This is a genomic window from Dietzia sp. 179-F 9C3 NHS (assembly GCF_045369825.1).
In the GTDB taxonomy this organism is placed as follows: Bacteria; Actinomycetota; Actinomycetes; order Mycobacteriales; family Mycobacteriaceae; genus Dietzia.
In genome coordinates, this window is the sequence record NZ_JBIQES010000004.1 from 142,204 (window position 1) to 168,355 (window position 26,152).

Annotated in this window: 25 protein-coding genes; 15 read left to right on the top strand and 10 right to left on the bottom strand. The window is 73.9% G+C overall.

What is annotated here, in order from left to right; translation table 11 throughout:
- The first annotated feature begins 64 nt into the window (after positions 1-64).
- Positions 65-1,909, top strand: coding sequence for a pyruvate kinase (locus ACH0BZ_RS06935; RefSeq protein WP_406897276.1), 1,845 nt, complete (start codon positions 65-67; stop codon positions 1,907-1,909).
- A gap of 11 nt (positions 1,910-1,920) precedes the next feature.
- Here ACH0BZ_RS06935 and ACH0BZ_RS06940 read toward each other — a convergent pair whose 3' ends face one another.
- On the bottom strand, positions 1,921-2,967 hold the full coding sequence (locus ACH0BZ_RS06940; RefSeq protein WP_406897277.1) for a tocopherol cyclase family protein: 1,047 nt from the start codon (positions 2,965-2,967) through the stop codon (positions 1,921-1,923).
- A gap of 27 nt (positions 2,968-2,994) precedes the next feature.
- Here ACH0BZ_RS06940 and ACH0BZ_RS06945 point away from each other — a divergent pair, with 27 nt between their 5' ends.
- The 5 genes from ACH0BZ_RS06945 to ACH0BZ_RS06965 all read left to right on the top strand — a co-directional run bounded on the left by ACH0BZ_RS06945 (position 2,995) and on the right by ACH0BZ_RS06965 (position 7,138).
- Complete coding sequence (locus tag ACH0BZ_RS06945) at positions 2,995-3,612, top strand: protein-L-isoaspartate O-methyltransferase family protein (RefSeq protein WP_406897278.1); 618 nt, start codon at positions 2,995-2,997, stop codon at positions 3,610-3,612.
- A 42-nt stretch (positions 3,613-3,654) separates the two neighbouring features.
- Positions 3,655-4,530: a DUF4328 domain-containing protein gene (locus ACH0BZ_RS06950; protein ID WP_406897279.1), complete on the top strand. Its 876-nt coding sequence runs from the start codon at positions 3,655-3,657 to the stop codon at positions 4,528-4,530.
- Positions 4,527-5,372, top strand: a complete 846-nt coding sequence (locus ACH0BZ_RS06955) for a glycerophosphodiester phosphodiesterase (RefSeq protein ID WP_406897280.1) — start codon at positions 4,527-4,529, stop codon at positions 5,370-5,372. Before ACH0BZ_RS06950 ends, ACH0BZ_RS06955 begins: the two co-directional genes overlap by 4 nt.
- Positions 5,356-6,273: a DUF5926 family protein gene (locus ACH0BZ_RS06960; protein ID WP_406897400.1), complete on the top strand. Its 918-nt coding sequence runs from the start codon at positions 5,356-5,358 to the stop codon at positions 6,271-6,273. Before ACH0BZ_RS06955 ends, ACH0BZ_RS06960 begins: the two co-directional genes overlap by 17 nt.
- A gap of 94 nt (positions 6,274-6,367) precedes the next feature.
- Positions 6,368-7,138, top strand: coding sequence for a hypothetical protein (locus tag ACH0BZ_RS06965; protein WP_406897281.1), 771 nt, complete (start codon positions 6,368-6,370; stop codon positions 7,136-7,138).
- Positions 7,139-7,182: 44 nt separating this feature from the next.
- Here ACH0BZ_RS06965 and ACH0BZ_RS06970 read toward each other — a convergent pair whose 3' ends face one another.
- The 3 genes from ACH0BZ_RS06970 to ACH0BZ_RS06980 form a co-directional block, all read right to left on the bottom strand.
- Positions 7,183-8,604: an LCP family protein gene (locus ACH0BZ_RS06970; protein ID WP_406897282.1), complete on the bottom strand. Its 1,422-nt coding sequence runs from the start codon at positions 8,602-8,604 to the stop codon at positions 7,183-7,185.
- A gap of 75 nt (positions 8,605-8,679) precedes the next feature.
- Positions 8,680-9,510, bottom strand: coding sequence for a CPBP family intramembrane glutamic endopeptidase (locus ACH0BZ_RS06975; RefSeq protein ID WP_406897283.1), 831 nt, complete (start codon positions 9,508-9,510; stop codon positions 8,680-8,682).
- Positions 9,511-9,529: 19 nt separating this feature from the next.
- Positions 9,530-10,180 carry a hypothetical protein gene (locus ACH0BZ_RS06980; RefSeq protein ID WP_406897284.1) on the bottom strand — a complete coding sequence of 217 codons (651 nt, stop codon included), beginning with the start codon at positions 10,178-10,180 and terminating at the stop codon, positions 9,530-9,532.
- Between the two features lie 41 nt (positions 10,181-10,221).
- Here ACH0BZ_RS06980 and ACH0BZ_RS06985 point away from each other — a divergent pair, with 41 nt between their 5' ends.
- Genes ACH0BZ_RS06985 through ACH0BZ_RS06995 form a run of 3 tightly spaced genes read left to right on the top strand, consistent with a single transcriptional unit; the run spans position 10,222 to position 12,421 of the window.
- Positions 10,222-10,767 (top strand): hypothetical protein, encoded by a 546-nt coding sequence (locus ACH0BZ_RS06985; RefSeq protein WP_406897285.1) that lies wholly within the window; start codon positions 10,222-10,224, stop codon positions 10,765-10,767.
- 26 nt (positions 10,768-10,793) lie between these two features.
- A complete protein-coding gene (pheA, locus tag ACH0BZ_RS06990) occupies positions 10,794-11,777 on the top strand; it encodes a prephenate dehydratase (protein ID WP_406897286.1) in 984 nt (327 codons plus the stop codon).
- Positions 11,774-12,421 carry a histidine phosphatase family protein gene (locus tag ACH0BZ_RS06995; protein ID WP_406897287.1) on the top strand — a complete coding sequence of 216 codons (648 nt, stop codon included), beginning with the start codon at positions 11,774-11,776 and terminating at the stop codon, positions 12,419-12,421. Before pheA ends, ACH0BZ_RS06995 begins: the two co-directional genes overlap by 4 nt.
- A gap of 3 nt (positions 12,422-12,424) precedes the next feature.
- Here the strand turns inward: ACH0BZ_RS06995 and ACH0BZ_RS07000 are convergent, their stop codons facing one another.
- The 3 genes from ACH0BZ_RS07000 to ACH0BZ_RS07010 all read right to left on the bottom strand — a co-directional run bounded on the left by ACH0BZ_RS07000 (position 12,425) and on the right by ACH0BZ_RS07010 (position 15,411).
- Positions 12,425-13,831 carry a DUF222 domain-containing protein gene (locus tag ACH0BZ_RS07000; protein WP_406897288.1) on the bottom strand — a complete coding sequence of 469 codons (1,407 nt, stop codon included), beginning with the start codon at positions 13,829-13,831 and terminating at the stop codon, positions 12,425-12,427.
- A gap of 147 nt (positions 13,832-13,978) precedes the next feature.
- Complete coding sequence (locus ACH0BZ_RS07005; protein WP_406897289.1) at positions 13,979-14,329, bottom strand: metallopeptidase family protein; 351 nt, start codon at positions 14,327-14,329, stop codon at positions 13,979-13,981.
- The gene (locus tag ACH0BZ_RS07010) at positions 14,326-15,411 is read right to left on the bottom strand and encodes a septum formation family protein (RefSeq protein WP_406897290.1); all 1,086 of its coding nucleotides are present in this window, start codon (positions 15,409-15,411) and stop codon (positions 14,326-14,328) included. The genes ACH0BZ_RS07005 and ACH0BZ_RS07010 overlap by 4 nt, the downstream gene beginning before the upstream one ends.
- Positions 15,412-15,457: 46 nt before the next feature.
- Between ACH0BZ_RS07010 and ACH0BZ_RS07015 the strand changes: the two genes are divergently transcribed.
- Positions 15,458-15,901, top strand: coding sequence for an ankyrin repeat domain-containing protein (locus ACH0BZ_RS07015; RefSeq protein WP_406897292.1), 444 nt, complete (start codon positions 15,458-15,460; stop codon positions 15,899-15,901).
- Between the two features lie 21 nt (positions 15,902-15,922).
- Positions 15,923-17,185 carry a serine--tRNA ligase gene (serS, locus tag ACH0BZ_RS07020; protein ID WP_406897293.1) on the top strand — a complete coding sequence of 421 codons (1,263 nt, stop codon included), beginning with the start codon at positions 15,923-15,925 and terminating at the stop codon, positions 17,183-17,185.
- Positions 17,186-17,191: 6 nt separating this feature from the next.
- Here serS and ACH0BZ_RS07025 read toward each other — a convergent pair whose 3' ends face one another.
- On the bottom strand, positions 17,192-17,728 hold the full coding sequence (locus ACH0BZ_RS07025) for a PaaI family thioesterase (protein ID WP_406897295.1): 537 nt from the start codon (positions 17,726-17,728) through the stop codon (positions 17,192-17,194).
- Between the two features lie 59 nt (positions 17,729-17,787).
- Here ACH0BZ_RS07025 and ACH0BZ_RS07030 point away from each other — a divergent pair, with 59 nt between their 5' ends.
- Complete coding sequence (locus tag ACH0BZ_RS07030; RefSeq protein ID WP_406897296.1) at positions 17,788-18,603, top strand: lysophospholipid acyltransferase family protein; 816 nt, start codon at positions 17,788-17,790, stop codon at positions 18,601-18,603.
- A 13-nt stretch (positions 18,604-18,616) separates the two neighbouring features.
- Positions 18,617-19,504, top strand: a complete 888-nt coding sequence (locus tag ACH0BZ_RS07035) for an HAD family hydrolase (RefSeq protein WP_406897298.1) — start codon at positions 18,617-18,619, stop codon at positions 19,502-19,504.
- A 132-nt stretch (positions 19,505-19,636) separates the two neighbouring features.
- On the opposite strand, the gene ACH0BZ_RS07040 is transcribed toward ACH0BZ_RS07035, so the two are convergent.
- Positions 19,637-21,613: an N-acetylmuramoyl-L-alanine amidase gene (locus tag ACH0BZ_RS07040; protein ID WP_406897299.1), complete on the bottom strand. Its 1,977-nt coding sequence runs from the start codon at positions 21,611-21,613 to the stop codon at positions 19,637-19,639.
- A gap of 448 nt (positions 21,614-22,061) precedes the next feature.
- Here ACH0BZ_RS07040 and glf point away from each other — a divergent pair, with 448 nt between their 5' ends.
- Complete coding sequence (gene glf, locus ACH0BZ_RS07045; protein ID WP_406897300.1) at positions 22,062-23,264, top strand: UDP-galactopyranose mutase; 1,203 nt, start codon at positions 22,062-22,064, stop codon at positions 23,262-23,264.
- 47 nt (positions 23,265-23,311) lie between these two features.
- Here glf and ACH0BZ_RS07050 read toward each other — a convergent pair whose 3' ends face one another.
- A complete protein-coding gene (locus tag ACH0BZ_RS07050) occupies positions 23,312-24,589 on the bottom strand; it encodes a hypothetical protein (RefSeq protein ID WP_406897301.1) in 1,278 nt (425 codons plus the stop codon).
- A 79-nt stretch (positions 24,590-24,668) separates the two neighbouring features.
- Here ACH0BZ_RS07050 and ACH0BZ_RS07055 point away from each other — a divergent pair, with 79 nt between their 5' ends.
- Positions 24,669-26,126, top strand: coding sequence for a DUF5129 domain-containing protein (locus ACH0BZ_RS07055; protein ID WP_406897302.1), 1,458 nt, complete (start codon positions 24,669-24,671; stop codon positions 26,124-26,126).
- The last annotated feature ends 26 nt before the right edge of the window (positions 26,127-26,152 follow it).

The window sequence follows — 26,152 nt, forward strand, 5'->3', positions numbered from 1 at the left end:
GAACAGGTGGTGCAGCCGCGCCCGCATACTCGACCACCGCCGCGCGCCGCGCCAGACTGGCGGGGTGTTCTCCGACCTCGCACGCGACCTCGACTCCCTGCTCGCCGACCTCGCCAGGGCCCGGGCTGAGCGCTCCGACCTCCTGGCGGACGTGGCCACCACGCACCGCGACGGGGCGGTGAATCTCGTCGATTACGCGGAACTGCGGGGCCATGACCTGCGCGATCTGCAGGACCGGTTGCTCGACGCGGGTCTGTCCCCACTCGTGGGCTGCGAGGTGGACGTGGAGGCGTCGTTGAGGTCGGCGCGGGCCGCGGTGGCCGCGCTCGGCGGGGCTGACCCGGCCCTCTACGCGCGTAGGGCGGCGACGGCGGAGGCGCGCGATGCCGGGGACGCGGCGCTGGGGGAGCACGCCGACGCGCTCCTGGGCCGCCCCCGCGACGGGCGCTCAGGCCGCGTGATGGTGACGTTGCCGTCGCAGGCCGCCGACGACCCCGGGCTCGTCCTGGGCATGGCCGAGCGCGGCATGGACCTCGCGCGGATCAACTGCGCGCACGACGACCCCGCCCGGTGGGAGGCGATGATCGCCCACGTCCGCGCGGCCGCCGAACGCGTCGGCCGGCGGATCCCCGTCTCGATGGACCTCGCCGGGCCCAAGCTGCGGACCGGCCCCATCACGCTCGGCGCCCCGGTCGGCCGGGCCCGGGTGACGCGCGACGTCGACGGCACCGTGGTCGAGCCGTCCCGCATCTGGCTGACGCGCGACGACATGGACCCCGCCGACACCCCGGCCCCGCCACCGACAGTCGGCCGCCCGCCCCTGTGCATGCGGGTGGACCCCGCGTGGCTCGCCCGCCGGGCGCCCGGCCAGGTGATCGACATCCCCGACGCCCGCGGGCTCAAGCGCCGCTTCACCGTGGTGGCCGCCGGCCCGGACGGCGTCCTCGCCGAGGGCGACCGCAACGCGTGGGTGCGCGACGGCACCATGGTCGACTGCGACTTCGAGGGCGCCCGCGTGCGCGGCATCCCCGCCGTCCCCCGCCGTATCCGCGTCCGCCGCGGCGACACGATCCTCCTCACCGGCGCCACCGACCCCGTCGATCCGCCCCGGGTGGGCGACGAGATCCGACTCGGCTGCGCGCTGCCGGCGGTGGTCGACGCGCTGACGGTGGGCGACCGGGTGCTCTTCGACGACGGGGTGATCGCCGCGGACGTGCGCGCGACCTCGGAGGTGGGCGGCACGGACGAGCCGTGGGCGCGCCTCGAGGTGGTGCGCTGCCGCGAGGGCGGCCGCTGGCTCGGCTCAGAGAAGGGCATCAACGTGCCCGGCCTCGAGGTGGACACCCCGGCCCTCACCGACGAGGACCGCGAGCACCTGCGCTTCGCGGCGAGGCACGCCGACGTCGTGGCGGTCTCGTTTGTCCGTACCCGCCGGGACGTGGCCGAGGCCGTGGACGCGGTGCGCGCCGCCGCTGCGGAAACGGGCCGCGAGCTCGGGCTGCTGCTCAAGATCGAGACCCGCCAGGCCTACCGCGCGCTGCCGCGCCTGCTGCTCGAGGCGATGCGGCACGAGCGGGTGGGCGTGATGATCGCCCGCGGCGACCTCGCGGTGGAGATGGGCTTCGAGTCCCTGTCCGAGATCCCGCGCAACATCACCCTCATGTGTCAGGCGGCGCGTGTGCCCGTGGTGCTGGCCACGCAGGTGCTCGAGTCACTGGCCAAGACGGGCCTGCCGTCGCGGGCCGAGATCTCCGACGCCGGCTCGGCCCAGCGCGCCGAGTGCGTGATGCTCAACAAGGGCCCGTACGTCACCGAGGCCATCGAGACCCTCGACACGATCCACGCCCGCATGGGCAAGGTCCAGCGCAAGGCCCTGCCGCTGCTGCGGCACGTCGAGAGCTGGGACTGAGCGACGTCGGCTCAGGGGGCGTGGACGGTGGCGCCGGGCGGGACACCCCGGCGGCGCAACTCGGCCTCGGCCCGCGCCAGGCCGCCGTGCTCCAGCGCGGCCAGCGAACTGCGGCCCGACCAGACGAGCCGGCCTCGTCGTCGCACCGTCACCTCCACTTCGCCGGTGAGGTGCTCGAGGTCCCCGGCGGTGTTGCGGCCCTCGTCCGGCAGGGGCACCGGCAGCACGTGGGCCCGCGCGAGCGGGGCTCGCCCCACCACGTCGATCCGCCAGCCGTAACCGCGGCCGGAGAGCAGCCACTCGTCGTCGGAGACCTGCGCCCGCACCGGCGAGACCACCGGGTTGCCCAGGCGCACCACGCGGCCGTCCGGCAGCCTCACCACGATCGCGGTGACCTCGGTGCGCAGCGGCCCCGAGTGGACCTGGCCGCCGGCGAAGGCCAGGCACGCGCCGGGGTCGTCGAAACCCTGGGCCTGGCCCCACCACCACGACTCGGGGAAGCCCCCGCCGCCCCAGTTCTTCTCGCCGTAGACCTGGGCGGCGTCGAACTCCCAGCGCTCGTCGCCCACCTCGGCCCAGCCCCGGCCGCGGCCGCCGAGCAGCCACGGGTGCCAGTACTGGTTGAGCGCCGGCACGCACTGGAAGACGCTCGAGCCGCCGAATGCCCGGTGCGGCCACTCCACGGCCTCGTCGATCTCCAGGTGCAGGCGCGCTCCCGGCCCGAGGTCCACGTCCACGCCGCGGTCGTGGCCCACGAAGGCGTCGCCGGAGCGGGCGCCCAGCCGGTCGGGGTCCGACCACGCACCGGGTACGGCCCGGGTGGCGACGGTGGAGGGGCCGTCGGCGACGGCGCTCGCCAGGCCGAGCGTGGCCCACGGGCCGTCGGGGCCCCGGTTGACGCCGATGAGCGCGATCACCACCCGCCCTGTCGCCGGGTCGGTGACCCGGTAGAAGTAGCCCTCCATCGCCACCCCGGAGGTGGCGGTACCGTGTGCGGCGCGCGGATCGCCGAAGGGCAGATCCGCGCCGGTCGAGCGGTACGCGCGCAGCGGGTTCATGTCCGCCACCGTCCCACGCGCCGTACGGTGGCGATACCGGACGGGCGGGAGGGCGACATGTGGCGGCGGCGCGACGACGTGGACGAGGCGATGGCGGCCGTGCCGCGGGAGTGCTTCCTCCCCGACGACGTCCGGGCGCGGGCGCACGAGGACGGCCCGTTGCCCATCGGGTACGGCTCCACCAACTCCCAGCCCTCCACCGTGGCGGACATGCTCCGGCTGCTCGACGTGCCGCGCGGCGCCTCCGTGCTCGACGTGGGCTCGGGCAGCGGCTGGACCACGGCGATCCTCGCCGAGCTCGTCGGCCCCGAGGGGCGGGTACTGGGCACGGAACTCGTGCCGGAGCTGGTCGAGCGGTCCGCCGCGGCGGTGCGCGCGCACCGAGCCGGCTCGCCCGGGGCGGGGGCCGCGACGCTGCGGGTGGCCGACCCGGAGGTGCGGGGCGCGCCCGACGCCGCCCCGTTCGACCGGATCCTCGTCTCGGCGATGGCGCGGCGCCTACCGGAGGACCTGCTGGCACAGCTCGCGCCCGGCGGGGTGATGGTGGTGCCGGTGGACGACGTCATGCGCCGGGTCGAGGTCGACGACGCCGGGTCCGTCCGCGAGACCCGGCACGGCGGCTATCGGTTCGTCCCGCTGCGCTGACCGGTCCGATGCGCGTCGGGGGGTTGTGCCAGCATGGTCGGCATGACCTCACCGCGGCGGCCCCACGGGTGGCGCTGGGTCGCGCATCCGCCGTGGCGCACGCCGCTGCCGGTCCCGCGGCCGCCCCGGCCGCGCGCCCGCACCGGCGCGGCGTGGGGCGACCGGACCCCGTCCTATCCGGCCACGCCCCGCTGGGGCCTCCCCCCGGTCGTCGCGCCCCGCCCGGAGCCGCCGCGCCAGGCCGGACCGGGACCCACCGCCCGGCTGGCCGGCACGATCCGGTGGTTGCTGCCCGCCGCGCGCGGCTGGCTGGCCGGCGCCGCCGCCGCGCACCTGCTGCGCTACGCCGTCCTGGCCTGGTACTCCGACCGCCTCGCCCCATGGTGGGTCGAGGCGGTGACGACGGCGCTCGTGTGGGTCACCGGCGCGGTGGCGCTCGTCGTGGGCCTGCTGGCTGCGGTCGCGACCACCGCGTGGCTCGTGACGCGGCGGCGCGCGGCATACGCGCCCGAGCGCGACCCCCGGCGGCGGATCGAGCTGTGGGCGGGCAGCCTGCTCCCCGTCGTTACCTACCTGCGCACCCCCGTCTACCTCGAGGAGCTACGCCGCGCCGTCGTCGGCGCCACCCGCGCCCCAGCTCGCGCCCCGACGGCCGGCCGACTGCGCCGCTGGTGGGCGGCGTGGGTGGTCAACGGGCTCGCCGTGGCGCTCGCGGTGTGGCGGGGCACGGCCGACGGCCCGCAGGCCGCGGCCGACACCGTGCTGCTCACCGCGCTCGCGCTGGCGACCGCCGCCTGGGTGGCCACCGAGACCCTCGCCGTCACGCGGAGTTTCGGTGACCCTCTCCCACGGTTCACCCGACGGTTTCTCGTGAGGGGGATCGTGGACGCGTCCCCAGCGCGAGAGGAGAGCCCGTGACGGTTCCGGCGACCACCCGGCCGGCGTCCCCGGTGTCCACACGGAGCGGGATCGTGGCCCACCGAGGGGCCTCCGCCGACTACCCCGAACTCACCCTGGTGGCCTACCAGAAGGCGCTCGAGGAGGGCGCCGAGGCGCTCGAGGTGGACATCCGGCTCACCGCCGACGGCGTCCCCGTCCTGCTCCACGACCCGCGCACCACCCGGGTCGGCGACCGCGACCTGTGGGTCCACGCCAGCACGCTCGACGAGCTCTCCGGCCTGGACGTGGGGTCGTGGCACCCCCTCCACCGTCGCCCCGAGCCGGTGCTCACCCTCCGCAGCTTCCTCGTGCTTGCCGAGGCGTACCCGCAGGTCCGCCTGTTCCTCGAGACCAAGCACCCCGTTCCGACCGGCGGCCGCGTCGAGGCCGCGCTGCGCGACGAGCTTCGCTACTTCGGCCTGGACAAGCCGGCCACGTTCGGCGAGTCGCGGGCGCTCATGATGAGCTTCTCCGTCCTCGCGGTGCGTCGATTCCGGCAGATGGTGCCCGCCGTGCCCGTGGTGCAGCTCCGCGAGCGGCGCAACGTGCTCAAGTCCTGGCCCGCGGAGGGCTGCGGCGCCCAGTTCATGGGCCCCAGTATCGGCGCGCTGCGGGCCCGCCCGTGGCTGGTCGAGTACTGGCGATCGCGCGGCCTGGGCACCTACTGCTGGACGGCCGACGACCCGGCCGACCTCCGGCTCTGCCGGGACCTGGGCGTGGACTGGGTGGGCACCAACGTCCCCGCGCGGGCGCTGGAGGCCCTCGAGGACCGTCCGGCCCCCGTCGCGCAGGACGCCCCGTATCCTGGCACTCGTGGGTAGAAGAAGCCGTCACAACCAGCCCAAGTCCGGCGGCAAGCGCCAGGCCAAACTCGCCGCACGCGCGGCCGAGCGCGAGGAGTTGCGCGTCGATCCGCGTCCGTTCGCCGGGTTCGCCGGCGAGTGCGACATGGTGGCGATGCGCGAGTTCGTGCCGTCCGCGACCGCCCGGCTCACCACGCCCGGCACGGACCGCGAGATCGTGCTGGCCACCGTGCTGCCCGGCGCCATCGCCGGCCTGGTGCGCGACGACGAGCTGGGCGGCGAGGCGCTCGTCGGCCTCCAGGTGCAGGTGCACGGCCCCGACCCGGCGGCCGACCTGGCCTACGCGGTGGACTGGGCCACCCGCGCCGGGGGCGGCGAGACCCTGACCGCCACCTACCCCGACGACGACACGCCCGCCCTCGCCGACGTCGTGGACGCGGCCGCCCCGCTGCAGATCGAGGTCCACGACGACTTCTCGTGGTGGATCGCCGACGGTGTCCAGGTGGCCCCGGAGATCGCCCAGGCGGTGCAGAACGCCAACGAGGTCATGATGCCGTCCGCGCGTGTCGCCCGGGACGGCATCGAGGCCGCCTGGTGGGTCGACGCCGGCGACAAGGCCCATATCCGCTGGGTGCGGCCCGAGGACGAGGACGCGCTCTTCGACGCCGTCGCCCGCGTCCACGCCGCCGGCGGCCTCCACCTCGGTGAGGGCTCCCGCTTCGCCGGGTCCTTCCGCACGCACGGCCTGCTCGTCCCGGTCTTCGACCTCGACCCCGAGATGCATGCCCAGGAGTGGGCGCCCGCCCTCGTGGAGCTCGACGCCCGGATCGCCGACGCACTCGCCCAGGACGGGCCGCTGACCTCCGAAGAGCGGTCCTCCCGCGACGGCCTGCGCGCCCGACAGGTCACGCTGCGCTGACGGGCACGGACCCCCGCGCGGGGCGGCGGGGCCCTAGTATCCCCTCGGGTGCCGCGTGCCACAGGGCGCGCCCGACGCGACGAGGGGGTGCGACGTGGCCGACCGGCCGGCAACGGGGGACGACGACGAGGTCCCCCGTTCCCCCGAGGTGACCGTTCCGCCGTGGCTGCGGGCGGGACCGACCCCGAACCCGACCCCGGCCGATCACGCCGCGCCGGCGGGGCGCCCCGGTCCCGAATCCGGCCCCGCGGCCGAGCGCGCCGTGTCCGCCGGCCCCGCGGAAGCCGCGGCGCCCCACCGCATCCGCCTCGGCGACGACCCGCCCCCGCGCCCGACCACCGACCGCCGCTCACGGCTCGCCCCGGCCGCCCTGCTCGTGGCCGGCGGTCTCGCCGTGCTCGCCGGCTCCGCCGTCGTCGGCTACCTCCTCGTCCGCGGCGCCACGGGCGGCGGCCCGGTTGCCGACGCCGGGGCCCCCGCCGCCGCGCCGGCCGACCACTGCCCCGCGGTCGAGGGGCCGGGCCTGGTTTCCGGCGACGGCCCCGGCGGCCTGGACACCCCCGCGGGCGCCGTGCTCGCCTTCGACCACGCCTACTACGTCGAGCGGTCCGCGGCCGGGGCGTTCGAGGCGGTCTCGCCGACCAGCCGCATGTCCGAGGAGCGCCTGCGCACCGAGGGTGTCGACCGCCTGCCCGAGGGCACCCGGCACTGCGTTCAGATCCGCGAACTCTCGCCCGAGCTGCTCGACGTCACGCTCACCGAGAGTCCGCCGGACGCCGAGCCCGTCACCATCCGGCAGCGGGTCCGCGTGGTGCAGGCGGAGGACGGCACCTGGGGGATCGTCTCCATCACGCCGGCGGGCTGACCTCGCCGTCACGCCACTCCCGGATCCACGGTGCTGATCCGGACCTACTGTCCGGGGTCCAGGTACTCCTGCGGCGGCGTGCCTCCCGAGGCCACCGCGTCGAAGAACGCCGTCGTGCTGGGGCCCCACACCAGGTAGGAGCCGACGTCGCCCGAGCCCATGCCGTCGTACGGCACGGTGACGGTGAGCGGGTCGTCGCGGACCTTCCACATCACGGACGCGAGGTTCCAGATGTGGTCGCCGGTGTCCACGGTGATCGCCTCGGTGGAGGCGTCGAGCAGCGGCAGCGCTCTGAACGGGTTGAGCAGGGTGCCCGGGTCCATCATCTTCTTCATGAGCGCCCCCAGGAACTGCCGCTGGTTGCGGACGCGCTGGAGGTCCTGCTCGGCGAAGCCGTAGCGGGAGCGGACGAAGCCCAGCGACTGCGGGCCGGTGAGCGTCTGGCAGCCGGGCGCCAGGTTGATGCCCGCCATCGGGTCGTCGATCGGCTGCTCGATGCACAGATCGACCCCGTCCACCGCGTCGACGATCCCGGCGAACCCGCCGAAGCCGATCTCCGCGTAGTGGTCGATCCGCACGCCCGTCTGCTCCTCGAGGGTGCGGACGAGCAGCGGAGGCCCGCCGAACGTGTAGGCGGCGTTGAGCTTGTTCTGGCCGTAGTCCGGGATGGTGACCAGTAGATCGCGGGGCAGCGAGATGAGCATCGTGCGGTCCCCGCCGCGCGGGGTGTAGACGAGCATCATCGTGTCGGTGCGCTTGCCGCCCGCGTCGGACTCCGAGCCGGTCGACAGCTGCGCCTGCTGCTCCTCCGTGAGCCCCTCGCGCGAGTCCGTGCCCACGAGCAGGGTCACGGTGCCGGGGGTGTTGCCGCCGCGGCCCGGGTAGTCGGTGAGCGCGTCGATTCGCTGCAGCTTGGAATCCGCCCAGATCAGCGACACCACGCCCAGCGTCAGCACCACCGCCAGCAGCAGGGCGATTCCCCGCAGCGGTCCGAGCCGGCGCCTACGGGGCTGGCGGGCCGGCCGAACGTCCGCGCGCCGGTTCCGCGCGTCCACCCGACCACGGGGATCGGTGCGCCGGCGGGGGTCGGGCTGCCGGCGGGGGTCGGGTCGTCGCCGCGGGTCACGGCGGTCGACGGGCTCGCGGTACGGGTCGCGCTCGGCTCCGCGGGCACGTGGCTCGCGACGCGGCTCGCGGCGGGGGTCCCGGCGCGGTTCGGTAGCCCGGCGCTCGTCGCGGCCCCGGCCCGCGGACGGCCACGGCTCGGGCTCCTGCCGCGGCTGGTACCCGGGTGCGCCCGCCGAGCGTCTCCGGGGCGGCTCCGCGGATCGTGGCGGCTGGGCCGCACGGCGGGGCTGGTCCGACCGGCGGGGCGGGTCCGCGTAGCCGCGGCGTTCGCGCGCGCGGCGTCGGAGCTCGGCGGCCTCCTCCGGCGTGAGGTGACGCCGCCTGGGGTCGTCGGTCATGGCAACGGACTCTACTTGCCCGGGTGCCGACGGGTCCGGACCCGCACCGCCGTGGAGACGGACGTCACGGCCCGCTCACAGCCAGCTCACATGCGGAGCGAGCAGCGCATAGCCCAGGAACGCCACCACGTCGAGCAGCGTGTGCGCCAGGATCAGCGGCAACAAACGGCGCGTCCTCATCCACCACAGGGCAAAGACGAGCCCCATGAGCAGGTTCCCCAGCCCGCCACCGAAACCCTGGTAGAGGTGATACGACCCGCGCAGCAGCGCGGTCCCGACCAGCGCGACCGCCGGCGGCACCCCGAGCTGCCGCAGCCGCACCAGCAGGTAGCCCACCACGAGTACCTCCTCCGCGGCGCCGTTGCCGGCCGCGGCCAGCGTCAGCACCACGGGGCGCCACCACGTCTCCGTGAGCCCCGACGCCGCCACCTGGAGGTTGACCCCCGCCGCCACCGCGCCGAGGTACAGGGCCAGCCCGGGGATCCCGATGACGGCGGCGAGCGCGAGCCCCCACGCCACCTGCCGGCCCGCCCGGCCCCGGACCAGTCCGGCGGCGCGCGGCCCCACCCCGGAGTGGGCGAGCAGGACCAGCGGCAGCGCCGCCCACGCCACCAGCCGCAGCACGCCGGCCAGCTGGTAGGCCAGGTCGAGCCAGGCGTGCGTGGACCGCGCCGCGTTGAGCGTGGCCGTCTGGTCGGCCAGCGACTCCGGTACCAGCAGCGCCGAGACCAGGTCGAGGACCGAATACAGGCCGGAGAGCCCGAACGTCACGGCGAGGACGATCACGATCTCCCAGACCAGGAGGCGGCGCGTGCGGGGCTCGGTGACGACGTCGAACCGGGCGGCGTACCGGGCGAACGCCCCGCGGACCGACAGCGCGTCGCGGACCGCGACCCTCGTCGTCATACCGCGGCCTTTCCCGCCGTCATCCCGTCCGCTGGATGTTGCCGACGAGCCGGTCCACCCACCGCGGGGACGGCGAGGAGTTCTGCGACGTGGAGAGATAGGCGAGCCACGAGCGTTCCTCCCCCTCGCCGAACACGGCCGCGTAGACCAGGCCCCCCGAGCCCTCCGCGCCTTCGGTGGGCACCACCACGTAGGACACCGCCGTCCCCTCGCCGAGCCCGGACTCGACGGGCACGATGCGCACGTCGTCGCGGGTGCCGGTGACCCCCAGGACGTACTGCTGGACGATCTCGGCGAGGGCGGTCGCGGCCCCCTGGTCGTCGGTGATCGCGGCCGCCGCGTTCCCGGGCTCCATCCGGCCGGCGAGGATGCGGACGGACAGTGCCTCACCCGTACCCGTCGGCACCATGCGGGTCGTGCCGAACTCGGCGGCCTCGGGGCCGTCCGCCCGCCAGCCCACGGGCACCGGGATCGCTAAACCCGCCGCCTCGTCGGTGTGGTGGGCGCCGTGCAGGGTGGAGTCGCGCGGCAGCACCATCTCCGGGTCCGCCACCACGGACACGACGAGGAGCACGGCCAGCAGCATCAGCGCCACGTGGAGCGTGCGGGGCCCACGCTTCTCCTCGGGGGTGAGGTGAGAGGCGTCGGCGGGGGCGTCGTCGGAACCCATCGGGGGAGAGGGTAGCAACGCCGGGGTGTAGACCTGAGGGCATGACGGTGTCGCTGGAACTCCTGGCCCGCGGGCCCGCACGGCCGGATCTGCGGGAGGACCTCGTGGTGGCCGAGGCAGACCTCGCCGACGTGCTCGGCCGCTGGTCGGCGCCCCCGCCGGTCGTGGTGCCCGGCGGCTCCGGCGCTGACCCGGCCGCCAGCCTGCCGGGGCTCGACGCGGTGGCCGGTGTGCTCGCCGCCGGATCGCCCGCACTGGTGGAGGTGTCCCCCGGGCTCGCCGGGCCGGGGCCCGCCGCCGACCACCTGGCCGACCTGCTCGCCGTGGCCGCCCACTCCGGCGTCGGGTTCGGCGCGGGGCTCGTGCCGCGGTGCACCGACGCCGACCAGGTGTGGGCGCTGCTCTCCGGCGCCGTCGCCGCCATGACGGGCGCCGACGTCCGGGCGGCGCTCGCCCACCCCGACCCGGCGGCACTGGTCGCGCTGTCCCGCTCGGCCCGTGAGGCCGTGCGGGACGTGGTGACGTGCGTCGTCGTCCCCGCCGCTGACGTGGCGAGGGTGACGGCGGAGCTGACGGCTGCTGGCTGACGCCGTCGCTGGCTAGGCTGGACGTCGTGGTCACCGTCGCCTACCTCGGCCCGCCCGGCACGTTCACCGACGCCGCGCTCCAGCAGCTCCGCGCCGTCCCGCACGTCGCGGCGGTGCTCGGCGACGCCCGGGCCGTTCCCGCGGCCACACCCGACGAGGCCCTGGCGCTGGTCCGCGCCGGCGACGCCGACTACGCGTGCGTACCGTTCGAGAACTCGGTCGATGGCACCGTGAGTCCCACCAGCGATGCCCTCGCCACCGGTTCGCGCCTGCAGATCTTCGCCGAGACCGAACTCGACGTGACCTTCTCCATCCTCGTCCGGCCCGGAACCGCGGCCGCCGACGTCCGCGTGCTGCGCACCCACCCCGTGGCCGCCGCGCAGGTGCGCCGCTGGGTGTCCGAGCACCTGCCGGCCGCCCGGATCGAGACCACCTCCTCCACCGCCGCCGGCGCCCAGGAGGTCGCCGCCGGGTCCGCCGACGCCACCGCCGCCCCCGCCCGGGCCGGCGAGATCAACGGGCTCGTCGCGCTGGCCGAGGAGGTCGCCGACGTCGGCGGCGCCCGCACCCGGTTCGTCCTGGTGGGCCACCCGGCGCCCCCGCCCGCGCGTACCGGGGCCGACCGTACCGCTGTCGTCTTTGGCCTCCCACACGAGCCGAACTCGCTGGTCCAGGCGCTCTCCGAGCTGTCGATCCGCGACATCGACCTGACTCGCGTCGAGTCCCGGCCCACCCGCACCGAGCGCTTCACCTACCTGTTCCACGTGGACCTCGTGGGGCACCTCGACGACCCGGTGGTCGCCGAGGCGCTGGCCTCCCTGCACCGCCGGACCGCCAGCCTGCGCTTCCTCGGCTCGTGGCCCGTCGCCGCAGGCGGCGACTCAGGCGCCGCGCCGCCCGACCCGGCCGAGGCTCGCGACTGGCTCGATGCCATCCGCCGCGGCGAGGTCGACGGCGGAGCCGGGGCCGGCGGGTCCGGGGCCGGCGCGAGCGGGGAGGGGCGGCCGTGAGCGCGCGCCTGTACCTGGTCCGCCACGGCCAGACCCCGTCCAACGTCGCCGGTGCCCTCGACACCGCGCTGCCCGGCGCCCCGCTCACCGAGCTCGGCCGCGACCAGGCCCGTATCGTCGGCCAGGAGCTCGCGCAGGAGGGAGTCGCGCCGTCGGTGCTCCTGAGCTCCGAGGCGGCCCGAGCGCGCGAGACCGCGGGGCTCATGTCCGAGCACTTCCGGCTCGGCGACGCCCCGATGCCCACGCAGGCCGTCCCCGGGGCCTTCGAGGTCCAGGCCGGCGACTACGAGATGCGCACCGGCGCCGAGGCACTGCTCGCCTACAACCGGGTGGTCCGCGACTGGCTCGAGGACGGCGATCTCACCTCGAGCCTGCCCGGGGGCGAGAGTGCGCTCGACGTCCAGGACCGCGTGATGCCGCTGGTCTCCGAGCTGCGGGACAGCTTCCTCGACAACGGCACCGACGCGGTGCTGGTGGTGCACGGCACGCTCATGCGGATGGTCGCCGTGTTCGCCGGCGCGGTGCCCTCCCGCTGGGCGCTGGTCAACCGCATCCCCAACTGCGGCGTCATCGAACTGGCCCCCGACCGCGGCGGCTGGTCCTGCGAACGATGGGGAGACCACCAGGGCCGGCCGACGTTCTGATCCTCAGCTGTCCGGCGGTTGGTCTTGCGGTGACTGTTCGTCGGGTGGGTGGTGGTTGTTGAAGTGGGTGGTGAACCAGCGTTGTAGCGCTGTTTCGGTGAGGTGTTGGCGTGCCAGGGCCAGGGGTCCTGTTGGGTGTGTTCGGTATGTGTGGCCGGTGTCGGTGCGGATGATCAGTTCGCCGTCGCCGCGGGGGCCGGGCGTGTAGGTCCAGGGGCCGAAGGTTTTTTCCTGGTGGTGCATTTTGCACAGGCAGATCAGGTTACATTCGGCGGTGGGTCCGCCTTTGGTGGGGTCGGCTTTGTAGAAGGTCAGGACGTGGTCGATTTCGCAGTCTTCGGCTTTGACGGTGCATCCGGGGTGGCGGCAGGTGCCGTCGCGGAGTCGGATGCGGTGTTTGAGGGCGTCGGAGACGAAGTACTTCAGCGGGTCCTGGTAGTGGTCCTGGGCGCCGGGTAGGGGGTCCACCAGGCGGAAGCGGGCGCCGCCGTTTTCTTCGGCCAGGACCTGGGTGCACAGCCAGTCGAAGCTGGCGTAGGCGCTCTGGATGAGTTCGACGCGTTGGGGCAGGCCTTGGGCTGCGGCGGCGATGACGGTGATGTCCAGGCGGGGCCGGCGGCCCTGGCGGGCGCTGTCGTCGGTGTCGGTGTGCTCGGCGGGTGGGGTGGCCAGGTCGGTCAGGGCGTCGGCGAGGCGTTGGGCGGTGGTGCGCTCGTCGCCGGGGTCGGCCGCGGCGGTGTCACGCAGCCGGGCTTCGAGGGTGGCGGCGTCGTGGTCGGGTAGCAGGGCCGACATCGAGGTCAGGCCCTGGCCGCGGGGGCGGAAGGTGACGCGGCGGTTGTCGCGGGCTGCTTGGTTGCGGCGGTCGACCTCGTCGGGGTCGCGGCGTTCGATGGCGCGGTCGATGCGCTTGCCGAGGGAGCTGCGAGTGGGTGGGTCGCCGTCGTCGATCTGGCGGCGGAGTCCGTAGACGACCTCGTCCTCCACGGCGCGGACCAGGTGGTCGGGAACCTCGGCCAGGCGGCAGGCCAGGTCGACGATCATGGCCTCGTCGAACACCCCGTCGCGGGCGTGGCGTGACAGCACCGGCAGGCGGGTGTGGAGCTGCACGGCGGCGGTGATCATGCGGTCGGCGTGCCAGGTCGGCAGGCTCATCGCGGTGGACACGTGGGAGCGGGCCAGGCGGGTGGGGGCCAGTCGGGCGTACCCGGGCCGTGGCGGGCGGCCGGCGGCTGCGTCCTCGTCGTCACGCCTGGTCTCTTCGGCCTCGGTGCGGGCGGTGACGGCACGGACCATCGCGTAGACCGTGTCGAGCCGTTCCACTGCGGCCAGGTTCTGCGTCAGGGTGACGGCGCGGGAGGCCTCGACGAGCTCGGCGAGCGACATCGACGCCAACGGGGTCACGGGCATGGACAGGACCGTCACCGCACCCACCCCCCTCGGGTAGACCGCCGAACCCCCCTGGTTCGAATCTGTGTACGAGTGTAGCCCGCCGCGGAGCATTAGCGCAAGTGTTCGAAGGGGAAGATGTCTGCCAGACCGGCTCCCTCCCGCCGGCTAGCCCCAGCCCAGCTCGTGCAGGGTCTCCTCGTCGATCCCGAAGTGGTGCGCGATCTCGTGGATCACCGTGATCGCCACCTCCTCGACGAGGTGCTCCTCGGTGTCGCAGAAGTCGCACAGGGCGTCGCGGTAGATCGTGATGGTGTCCGGCAGGAAGCCCGAATAGGTGGTGTCCCGCTCGGTGAGCGCCACGCCCTCGTACAGGCCGAGGAGTCCCGGTTCGTCGGGGTTCCGGTCGGCGATGAGGACGACGACGTTGTCCATCGCCTCGAACAGGGCGTCGGGGACGGAGTCAAGGGCGTCGTCGACGAGTGACTCGAAGCGGGACTCGTCCACCGAGATGCTCACGGCGAACCGGGTGTGCCGTCCTCGGGCCCGGGTGCCGGCCCCGGCGCGGGGATCGCGGTGGTGGTGGGGGCGACCGGGGTGGTGCCGTCCACCAGCACCCCCTGACGCGCCGAGCCGCGCAGGACCGCGAACGGCCCGGGATCCTGCGCTTTCATGAGCCCGCAGTTCACCGTCCGACTCCCCGTGGCCCACGAGACCCGCGAGATCGGGTGCACGAGCGTCGAGATGAGGGTTGTCCGGCGCAGGGCCTCGGCGTCGCCCCCGAGGTAGTCCACGCCCGCCCGGTGGCACGCCTCGGCCGTGGCCTCCGACTGGCCGCGCGACTCGGGCGGCTCGGGGCCCTCGGGGAAGGTGCCGGAGACGTCGAGGGTGGAGACGATCTCGATTGAGTGGTCCTCGGAGCACGGGACGGTCGCGCCCGGTAGGCCCTCGTCGGTAAAGCCGAGGCAGGTCCCGGAGTCCCAGAACCGGTGCTGGTCGGCGTCCACGAAGTAGCCGGTGGTGGTGGCCGACCGGCCGTCGAGCTCCGAGCCGGCGATACCGCAGAGCACCGAGTGGTCGCCCTTGTCCCAGCCCTCGAGCGACGGTGGGACGACGAGCCCGGTGAAGCGCCCGGCCGGATCGATCTCACGTCCTCCGGCGTACCGCGAGGCCAGGGGGATGCAGCGGTCTGCGCCGATCGTGTTGACCTGGTCGGAGTCGGGGAACGGGGCGTCGGGCCCGAACCCGGGCACCTCGTGGAGGTCGATGCGGTCGGCGACCTCGAACCGGTGCGGCTCGGCGCAGTCGACGGCGGTGAACGCCGTCACCCGGTCCGCGGCGTCGGTGGACCACGTCAGGCACGTCCCGGGGACCGCGTCGGCGTAGGCGGCGCCGGAGAGAGAGCGGGGGTCGATCTGTGGCACGATCGCCGCGACGCGCCCGGCGGTGGTCGAGGTGGGGTCGTCGAGCGCCGCCGCGAGCAACACACCCGTCCCCGCCCCGCCGACGAGGACCGCGAGGAGGGAGGCCACGACCGCGCCCCGGGTCCGCAGCAGGGACCCGCTCCGGTCGCGCGTACGGGTGGAGGTGGAGACGGACATCGCTCCCATGATGCCGTACTTTCCGCGTCCGGATAGGATCCGGGGCATGAGCGCTCAGGACCACGATGTGCCGCCCGGCCCGGACGACGGCGTCCGGTCGCCGCGCGAGGGGGTCGACGACGAGGTCCTCGAGTTCGCGCAGATGCTCTTCCAACTCGCCCGGGACGGCGAGACCGAGCGACTGCTCGCGTATATCGACGCCGGGGTGACGCCCGACCTCACCAACGAGCGCGGGGACGCGTTCCTCATGCTCGCCGCCTACAACGGCCACCCGGAGACCGTCCGCGCCCTCCTCGACCGCGGCGCCGAGGTGGACCGGGCGAACGACCGCGGCCAGACCCCGCTGGCGGGAGCGGTGTTCAAGGGCTACGGCGAGATCGTCCGTGCGCTCTACGAGGCCGGGGCGGACCCCTACGCCGGGACACCGTCGGCGGTCGACGCGGCCCGGATGTTCGAGAAGGACGCCTTCCTGGAGCTCTTCGGCGTCTGAACCCCCGCTAGGCTGAGCGGCGTGATCGATCTCAAGCTCCTCCGCGAGAACCCCGACGTCGTCCGCGCCTCCCAGCGCACCCGCGGCGAGGACCCGGCCCTGGTGGACCGGCTGCTCGCCGCCGACGAGGCCCGCCGGTCGGCCATCTCCGCGGCTGACACCGCCCGCGCCGAGCAGAAGGCGCACGGCAAGAAGGTCGGCCAGGCCTCGCCCGGGGACCGGCCGGCGCTGCTCGAGGCCGCGGGCGCGCTCAAGCAGGCCGTCAAGGACGCCGAGGAGGCCGAGCGGTCCGCGCTCGCCGAGGTGGAGCGGATCCAGCGGCTGCTCGACAACGTCGTGGAGGAGGGCACGCCCGCCGGCGGCGAGGACGACTTCGTGGAGCTCGAGCGGATCGGCGAGATCCCCACCTTCGACTTCGAGCCCCGCGACCACCTCGAGCTCGGCGAGAAGCTGGGGCTGCTCGACATGGAGCGCGGCGCCAAGGTCTCCGGAGCCCGGTTCTACTTCCTCACCGGCTACGGCGCGCTGCTCCAGCTGGGGATGCTGCAGCTCGCCGCGCAGAAGGCCACCGCCAACGGCTTCACGCTCATGATCCCGCCGGTGCTCGTGCGCCCGGACGTCATGCAGGGCACGGGGTTCCTCGGCGCGCACGCCGACGAGGTCTACCACCTCGAGCAGGACGACCTGTACCTCGTGGGCACCTCCGAGGTCGCGCTCGCGGGCTACCACTCCGGCGAGATCCTCGACCTGTCCGAGGGGCCCAAGCGGTACTGCGGCTGGTCGAGCTGCTTCCGCCGCGAGGCCGGCTCGCACGGCAAGGACACCCGAGGCATCATCCGCGTGCACCAGTTCGACAAGGTCGAGATGTTCTCCTGGTGCAAGCCCGAGGAGGCGCACGAGGAGCACCTGCGGCTGCTGGGCTTCGAGAAGGAGATGCTGCAGGCGATGGGCCTGCCGTTCCGCGTGATCGACATCGCCGGCGGCGACCTGGGGTCGAGCGCCGCGCGCAAGTACGACTGCGAGGCGTGGATCCCCACGCAGGGCACCTACCGCGAGCTCACCTCGACCTCCAACTGCACCACGTTCCAGGCCCGCCGCCTGGGCGTGCGCTACCGCGACGACGACGGCCGCCCGCAGACCGCCGCCACCCTCAACGGCACCCTCGCCACCACGCGCTGGCTCGTCGCGATCCTCGAGAACCACCAGCAGGCCGACGGTTCCGTGGTGGTGCCGGAGGCGCTGCGCCCGTTCGTGGGGCGCGACGTACTCGAGCCGGTGCGCTGACCCGGGTCAGGGCCGGAACAGCATCATCACGCCGCTCGCGCTGGCGCAGGTGCGGCCCCGCGTGTCCACGACCTTGACCTGGACGACCGCCGTCGAGCGCCCCGCGTGCTCGACCTCCGCGCGGATCGTGGCCGGCGTGTGCTCGAGGCGCAGCGCGCGGATGTAGCGGACCGTGAGGTCGAGCGTGTTGTAGCCGACCCCCTCGGGGACGACCGTCGCCGTCGCATACCCCAGCGCCGAGTCCACCCACCCGGAGACGATCCCGCCGTGCACGGTCCCGCCGTTGTTCAGGGCCCACTCGGCGGGAGCGGCGGTCATGGTGACGGCGCCCTCCTCGGCCGCGGTGAGGCGCACCCCGAGGGTGAAGGCGCCGGGGGACAGGTGACGCTCGCCGTCGATGATCCGGTGCAGCGCGGCCAGGCCGGCGTGGACGGTGTTGTGTCCGGCGTCGGGGCGGAGCGGGGCCCACGAGTAGCTGCGGGTGCGGGCGGCGGTGTCGACGACGTCGACCGGCCCGGTCTCGGGGGAGTGGTCGGTGCTCACCTCGCCGAACCTACCGGCACCGCGGGCCGGTGGGGCCGGGGACGACTACGCTGGTCCGCGTGGAGCTGCTGTACACGGGGATCATCGGTTTCGCCCGCACGCTGTTCAAGGTGCAGGGCCTGGACATCACCATGCGCGGGGAGCGGAACTTCCCCGAGGTCGGCGGCGCCGTGGTGGTGATCAACCACACCGGCTACTTCGACTTCGTCTACGGCGGCATCCCGGCCCGCGTCCACAAGCGGTTCATCCGCTACATGGCCAAGGTTGAGGTGTTCGACCACAAGGTGGCCGGGCCGATCATGCGCGAGCTCAAGCACATCCCCGTGGACCGCACCGCGGGCGCCGACTCGTTCAAGGAGGCCGTCAACCGGCTCCGCGCGGGCGAGCTCGTGGGGGTGTTCCCCGAGGCCACCATCAGCCGCAGCTTCGAGATCAAGGGCTTCAAGTCCGGCGCCGTGCGCATGGCGCTCGAGGCCGGGGTGCCGATCCTGCCCGTCACCATCTGGGGCTCCCAGCGGGTGTGGACCAAGGGGCTGCCCAAGAAGCTGCTGCGGCCCAAGGTGCCGATCATCATCGAGGTGGGCGCGCCGATGCAGCCCTACGAGCCGGTGGCCGACTGCGTGCAGGAGCTGCGTGCCCGCATGCAGTCCACGCTCGAGCTGCTGCAGGACGAGTACGCGCGCCGCTACGGCCCCTACCCGGCCGGCGCGCCGTGGGTGCCGGCGCGGCTCGGCGGTTCCGCGCCGACGCTCGAGGAGGCCACGGCGCTCGACGACGCCGAGCACGCCGAGCGCATGCGGCGCCGCGCCGAGAAGGCCGCCTCCACCGGGCCCGGCGAGGGACCGAAGGGACCGTCGGGTCCGGACGCGCCGTGACGGGGGTCGCGCCGTGAGCGCCGACCGCCCGCGCCTGGTCGCGACCGACGTCGACGGCACGCTTCTCGACTGGGACGACCGCGTACCGGCGGCCAACAGTGCCGTCATCTCCGACCTCGTAGCTGACGGGTCCACCTTCGTCCTGGCCACCGGCCGGCCACCCCGCTGGCTCGACCAGGTGGTGGACCAGCTGCCCGTCGCTCCGCTCGCCGTGTGCGCCAACGGTGCCGTCATCATGGACACCGACTCCGGGGCGCTGCTGCAGGTGAGCATGCTCGGACCCGACGTGCTGGCGGCGCTCGACGAGATCCTCCAGCGCCGCCTACCGGGATGCGGCATCGCGGCCGAGCGGATGGGGGAGGACGCCGCGGACGCACAGTTCGTCGCGAGCCCGGACTACGAGCACGCCTGGATCCACCCCGAGCACCTCGAGGTGGGGCACGCCGAGGTCCTGGACCGCCCCGTGCTCAAGCTGCTCGCCCGCGCGCCGGGCATGCGGAGCGCCGACATGGTCGCCGCGCTGCGCGGGGAGGCCGACCAGTACGCCGACGTCACCTTCTCCACCACCGACGGGCTCATCGAGTTCGCCGTCCACGGCGCCACCAAGGCGAGCGGGCTGGCCGAGGTCGCCGCCGGCCTGGGCATCCCGCACGAGGTCGGGGCGCCGGGCCCGATCCCGGGTCGGGCCCCCGGGCAGGTGTCCGACACGGTCGCCTCTGGCGCCGTCCCCACCACCATCGCCTTTGGCGACATGCCCAACGACGTGGAGATGCTGCGCTGGGCCCGCCACGGCGTGGCCATGGACAACGCCATCCCCGAGGTGAAGGCGGTCGCCGACGAGGTGACGCTCACCAACGAGCAGGCCGGGTTCGCGCACGTCCTGCGCCGCTGGTGGAACTGACCCCGGAGAACCGGGCGCGGACCGGTCCCCACCACTTCCCCGGCGTGCGGCGCCCGGAGAGGGGGCGCGCGGCACACCTGGTGGGACCCGGTCCGCGGGTCTGGGTGCCGGCGAGCCCCGCCGGCCGGGGCGTCAGCCGTTCGGCTCGACCGTGATCTCGCCGGTGGCGAGGTCGTAGACGATCGTGCCGTGCTCGAACCGCTGGGCGACGGTGTCGTCGTCGCGCTTGGCCTCCGTGGCCACCGGCAGGCCGAGCGGGCCGTGCTCGAAGCCCTGGGCGGCCCAGGCGTCGCCGATCCTCCCCCACACCGGATGGGTGCCGGTCTCGGGCGAGGAGTAGAGGGCGCCGTTCTCGGTCTTGACCAGCGAGACGTTGCCGAAGCGCTGGACGCCGGAGAGTACCTTGCCGAGCGGCCCGGCCAGCTGCTTGGCGAGCGTCGCGAAGTCGCCGCCGAGGGCGTCCGCCACCGAGCCGGCGCTCACCGGGATGTCGGAGAGCGTCTTGCCGCCGGTGAGGATCCGGGTGAGCGTGGGGCCGTCGAGCGTGCCGCCCGCGAGGACGGTCCGGAGCGCCTCGGTCGCCGCCTGCTGGGCGCTGCCCCGGTCCGGCACGGGAATCGACGGGGAGCCGCCGCCGGTGCCGGGGCGCGGCGTGGTGCCGCCGCCCGGGTTGGTCGCCGGGGGAGTGGGGTCGGAGGGCTGCGACGGCGTGGTGCCGCCACTCCCGCCGCCCTTGGCGTAGGCGGCCGCGATGTCGCGGATCTCGCCCATCTTGGCGTAGCCGGCGTTGCCCGGGCACGTGGTGTTCCCGACGTCGCGGTGCGCGAAGATGTTGGGCAGGACCACGCGCTGGCCGTAGGCGTACTTGGAGTACGAGGTTCCCTCGGAGTAGTGCGTGTCCCGGCCCTTGGGGTCAACGCCGGCGATCGCGAGGCGCCAGCCGATGATCTCGCCCATCTTGCGGACGGTGACGGCCGGCGGGGTGACGTTTGAGTAGTCGCCCATCATCGAGATACCGAAGGTGTTGCCGTTGAAGCCACCGGCGTGTGCGCCCTGGACGTTTTTGGTCAGGCCGCCGCGGCGGCCCTCGAAGGCCTGGCCGTACTTGTCCACCAGCACGTTGTAGCCGACGTCGCACCAGCCCAGGGTGCGGGCGTGGTAGGTGTAGATGCCGCGCACGACGCTCGCGGAGCCCTCGCGGCTGTAGTTGTTGCTGCCGGCCGTGTGGTGGACGGTCGCGGCGGCGAGCGAGGAGTCGTAGGTCGTGCCGCCGCAGCGGATCGACTCGTCGGCGCCCCACCCGGAGCGCGAGATGATCGGGGGCTGCTTGACGGCGATGTCGCCGAACTCCCCGGTGCCGCCCTCGGCCGCGATGTCCCCGTAGGAGTCGGGCGCGGGGGTCGGGGTGGAGTCGGGGGAGAGCAGGACGGCGCGGACGGTGCCGGCGTCGAGCTCGGTGGAGTCGGCGACCGGCTTGATGTCGGCGAAGCGGACCGGGAGCGGCGGGGCGTCGGAGGAGGCGTCCGCGGCCTCCGACGCGGGCTCGGCCACCGGCTCGTCCTCGCGCTCGGCCGGGCGGGGGGCGGCGATGTCGGCGGCCGCCGGCTCCGCGGTGGGCTCGGACTCCGCGGGGGCCTCGGCCTCGGCGGGCGCGTCGGGCGCGTCGGCGAGCGAGGTGTCGGACAGCTCGACGCCCGCGAGCCGGATCTGGACGGCGGTGGTGTCGGTGCCGAGGTAGACGGGTTCGGTGCCGCCGGTGCCGGTGGTGGACTCGCCCTTGCCGTCGACCGACTCGGCCTCGTACCAGGGGCCCCATGAGCCGTCGGGGTTCTTCGCGCGCACGTCTGCGGAGGCCTCGGGGTGGTAGCCCTTCCATGTGACGCCGACCATCGAGAACGGCGTCTCGGAGGTGACCTCCTTGACCGGCCCGGAGCCGCCGGCGATGTCGGCGTCGACACCGGCGGCGTCGGGCGCCCCGGCGAGCGCGACCTCCTGCTCGCCCGTGGGCGAGGCGGAGCCGGCGGTGGCCACGATGTCGTCGCCACGCTCCGAGAGCTGACCGGAGGCGGAGACCGCGAGGGGGGTGACGACGGAGGCCGAGACCGCCACCGCGAGGGCGAGGGTACGGCGTCGACCGCTGACAGTCAGGGGACGGCGGCGAGTCTTCAAGGGCTTCTCCAGATCAGGTGTCTCTTTGCCCCACCGGCCATGAGCGTGCGACAGGTGGGACTCATGTGACTAACGGGGTCAATGGTAGCCAAGAAACGTGTGAATCCAAGAGGTGAACGCGTGAATATTGAGATCACACGCGTGTGATTTCGAATCGGCGTGCGACGACGAGGCGCGCGGCCGCCTGACCTGAGCAGCGGCGGGGCGCGCCGGTGCGCGCCCCGGACGGGCCACCAGAAAATCCGCGCAGGTCGGGAGTTTCCCGCCTCCGCCCGGCCGGGGCGGGCGTCACCCTCGTCGTCGGCGTGCCCCGAGGGGCCCCCGCTGCCGCCCGATACCCTGGTCGGCGGACCACACGGACGGCAGGATCTAGAGGAAGGCACCGGACATGGCGGACGAGCGGCAGTGGGGGGCCTACGACCTCATCGTGGTGGGGTCGGGCTTCTTCGGCCTGACGGTCGCGGAGCGGGCGGCCGAGGAGCTCGGCAAGCGGGTGCTCGTCCTGGAGCGGCGCCACCACATCGGCGGCAACGCCTACTCGGAAGCCGAGCCGGAGACCGGCATCGAGATCCACAAGTACGGCGCGCACCTGTTCCACACCTCCAACGAGCGCGTGTGGGAGTACGTCAACCGCTTCACCGGCTTCACCGGCTACCAGCACCGCGTGTTCTGCATGCACCAGGGCACCGCGTACCAGTTCCCCATGGGGCTGGGCCTGATCTGCCAGTTCTTCGGCCGCTACTACTCGCCCGACGAGGCCCGCGCACTCATCGCCGAGCAGGCCTCCGAGTTCTCCTCCGACGAGGCGGCCAACTTCGAGGAAAAGGCCATCTCCCTGATCGGGCGGCCGCTCTACGAGGCATTTATCAAGGACTACACCGCCAAGCAGTGGCAGACCGACCCCAAGAACCTGCCCGCCGGCAACATCACCCGCCTGCCCGTGCGGTACACCTTCGACAACCGCTACTTCAACGACACCTACGAAGGGCTACCGGTGGACGGCTACACCGCGTGGCTGGAGAACATGGCCGCCCACGTCAACATCGACGTCGAGCTGGACACCGACTGGTTCGACGTCCGCGACGCCGTCCGCGCCGCCTCTCCCGACGCGCCCGTCGTCTACACCGGGCCGCTGGACCGCTACTTCGACTACGCCGACGGCGAGCTCGGCTGGCGCACCCTGGACTTCGAGACCGAGGTCCTGCCCACCGGCGACTTCCAGGGCACGCCGGTGATGAACTACAACGACGCCGAGGTCGACTACACGCGCATCCACGAGTTCCGGCACTTCCACCCGGAGCGCAAGGAGTACCCCAACGACAAGACCGTGATCATGCGCGAGTACAGCCGCTTCGCCAACCGCGACGACGAGCCGTACTACCCGATCAACGACTCCACCGACCGCGAGAAGCTGGCCGCCTACCGCGAGCGCGCCAAGGCCGAGACCGCCGCGAACAAGGTGCTGTTCGGCGGCCGCCTGGGCACCTACCAGTACCTCGACATGCACATGGCGATCGCCTCGGCGTTGACGATGTTCGACAACACCCTGGCCCCGCACCTGCGCGACGGCACGCCGCTCGCCGACGCCTGAGTCTCCGCCCGACTCCCCGGCCCCGCCCCGAGTGGGTCCGGTCCAGGTCAGGGCATTCGGTGATTCCGGACCGCCGCGGCGTCCTGGGCGGGGTGCGCGAGCGTCGCCTTGGCCTCGCCGAGGTGGACGAGTACCGGGGTGACCGAGTCCCAGAAGCGGCTCAGCGAGCTCAGCCCCTCGTTCTCGGCCACGGCCTGGGCGCGCTCGGCGCGGGTGTCGTCCGAGCGCGTGGGGTGTAGGGCCGCGCGCTTGCCCTCGATCCGGTCGTCCTTGCGCTGGGCGATCACGTAGCCCAGCGCGAACGCCACCGTCCGCGGCATCCGTCCGGTGAGCAGCACCTCGGCCTCGGGGTAGTCGTCGAGCACCTGCTCCACCACGCCCGAGAGTTCCTCGACGAGCCTCGCGAACGCCCGCGGGTCCACGCGCCGCCCGCTCGCACCGGGCACCCAGCGCCCGGCAGGCAGCGTCCACGGGGCGAGGGCGGCCCCCTCGTCGTCGTCGCCGTTCGCGGTGGGGCCGGCGACCACGACCACCTCGCACGTCTCACGCAGGGCGTGACCCACGTCGATCTCTGAGACCGGCCCGCCGCCCTCGAGCTGAAGCGAGAGCCACACGCGCCGGACGGCCGTCCGGTCCGGGGCCCCGGCGTCGAGCGTGTGCAGGGCGAGCTGGGTGTCGGACTGCGCGCGGCGCGACCGCCAGCGGCGCTCGGACCAGGTGTCGTCGCCGTCGTCGAAGTACACCGTCCGCACGCCCGTGTCGCCCCCGGGCAGGCGCCGCTTCCGCGCCTCGGCGGGGAGCTCCGCGAGGTGCGTGCGCTCGCGCAGCAGTACGTCATAGCCCACCGCGAGGGCGGCCGGGAACGCGAGATTGGGCGCCAGGACGTAGCCGGTGGCGTGGTCGTCGTCGTTCATCGCCCGCTCCAACTCGCCGGACACCTGACCCACCTCGCGCCGCAGGTCCACCACCTCGCCCCGGGTGCCGAACCAGCCGGTCGCCGAGCGGAAGTCCAGGCTGCGCGCGTTGGCCACGTCCACCGCGGCGCGGGTGCGGTCGGCGCTCTCCGCGGGCAGCAGCCGCAGGTAGTAGAGGGTGCCGTTGTGCGCCATGAGCCACGCGCGCAGCGCCATGGCCACCACGAGCACCGCAAGCGTGCCGAGGAACCACCCCAGGCGCGACGGCGACGTGCAGTTCTCCGACCACAGATCGGGCACGGCCGAGACGGTGCACGCGGCGTCGCGGGAGATCAGGTCCTCGGCGACGAGCCCGCCGAAAGCGGTGGTCAGGGCGACGGTGATGGCGATGAGCGTTTCGAGTACGAACACCCAGACCACGGTAACGGCTCCGGTCGGGTCGGGCGCCGAGAGGCTGTCGCGGGCGGAGCGCCGCAGCTACTCTGAGGACATGACCCGGCCCGTGCCCCGCGTCCTGTTCCGACTCCTCGTGGCGCTCGCGGGTGCCGCGGCGCTGCTGACGATGATCGCGTGGTCCCCCGGCTCCGTCGCGTACGCCCAGGCGCCGGCCGAGGCCCCCGCACCGACCGCCGACGAGCCGGAGCAGGCTGTGGAGGTGGAGATCACCGACCGGGCCGACGTCCTCTCATCCGGCGACGAGGACCTCCTGCGCACCGAGACCGGGCGGATCGCGTTCCCGCCCCAGGTCCGCCGCGTGGTGTTCCTGACCTTCGACGACGGCGGCGAGAACCTCAACGACACCACCGAGCGTTTCGCGCAGTCCGACCGGCCCGACCTCGTCGCCGAGGACCGCGAGAAGTGGGCGCCGGGCGCGCTGCTCGTGGTCAACGACCCGGAGTCCCGCGACGTGGGGATCTACTGCGGCGACGACGTGTGCGCGGCGCTCGACCTCTTCGAGGGCCGCCACCTCGACGGTTCACTGGAGGCGATGAAGGACCCGATGCGCCGCGGGAACCACGCGGTGGGTCTGCTCTCGGGCGCGCAGGCGGCGGCCGATCCCACCGTGCTCGCGCCGGAGCGGGAGGGCGCGCCGGGCTGGTTGCCGTGGGCGCTCGGCGGCGTGGGCGTGGTGGGCGCGGGCGCGATCGGCGCGGGGGTCGCCGCTAGCCGGAAGAAGAAGGCGACGACGGCGAGGGAGCGCTACGACCGGGTGTCCCGCGAATACGGGCGGGTCGCCGGGGAACTCGACGGGCTGGACATCCGCGCCAACTCGCTCACCTCCCCGCTGGCCGACGACGAGCTGCGTTCCCAGTGGCGCGACGTCCGCGACCGCTTCCTCGCCCTGGACACCGTCATGGGCCGTATCGGTGACCTGCGGCCGGACTCCTCGGACTCCGAGTTCCGCGCCCACGCCGCCGACATCAACGCCGCGCACGAGACGGTGGACCAGATGGAGACGGCCGAGAAGAACATCGACGAGCTGTTCCACATGGAGCAGGGCGACGTCGACGCGCGCCGCCGCCAGCTCGGCGAGCTGCACGAGGACATGCTCGCCGCGGCCCTGGGTACGAAGGACTCCCGGCTCGCGGCCGAGGCCCGGGCGCTGGACGCGCGGGGAGACGAGCTCGCGCGCGACACCGCAGCGCCGGACTTCATGGACCGGTACGCCCGTCTGGTGGTGGACTACCGGATCGTCGTGGAGGCCATCCGCGACCGCGAGATGGCGGATGTCGAGGAGGCGAAGGACGCCGGCGACCGCCGCCCGCCCCGCCTGTACGACCGCGACTGGCGGGTGGGCTACGGATACCAGGGCTTCGTGCCCTACTACGTGGTGTCGAGCTGGCACGCCCACGACGTGCAGGCCGCCCAGGCGGCGGCGTCGAGTGCGACCAACACCAGCTATTCCAACGCGTCGTTCTCCGGCGGCGGTGGGTCGAGCGGCTACTGAGCCCGATGTCGGGGGGCGGGGGCGGG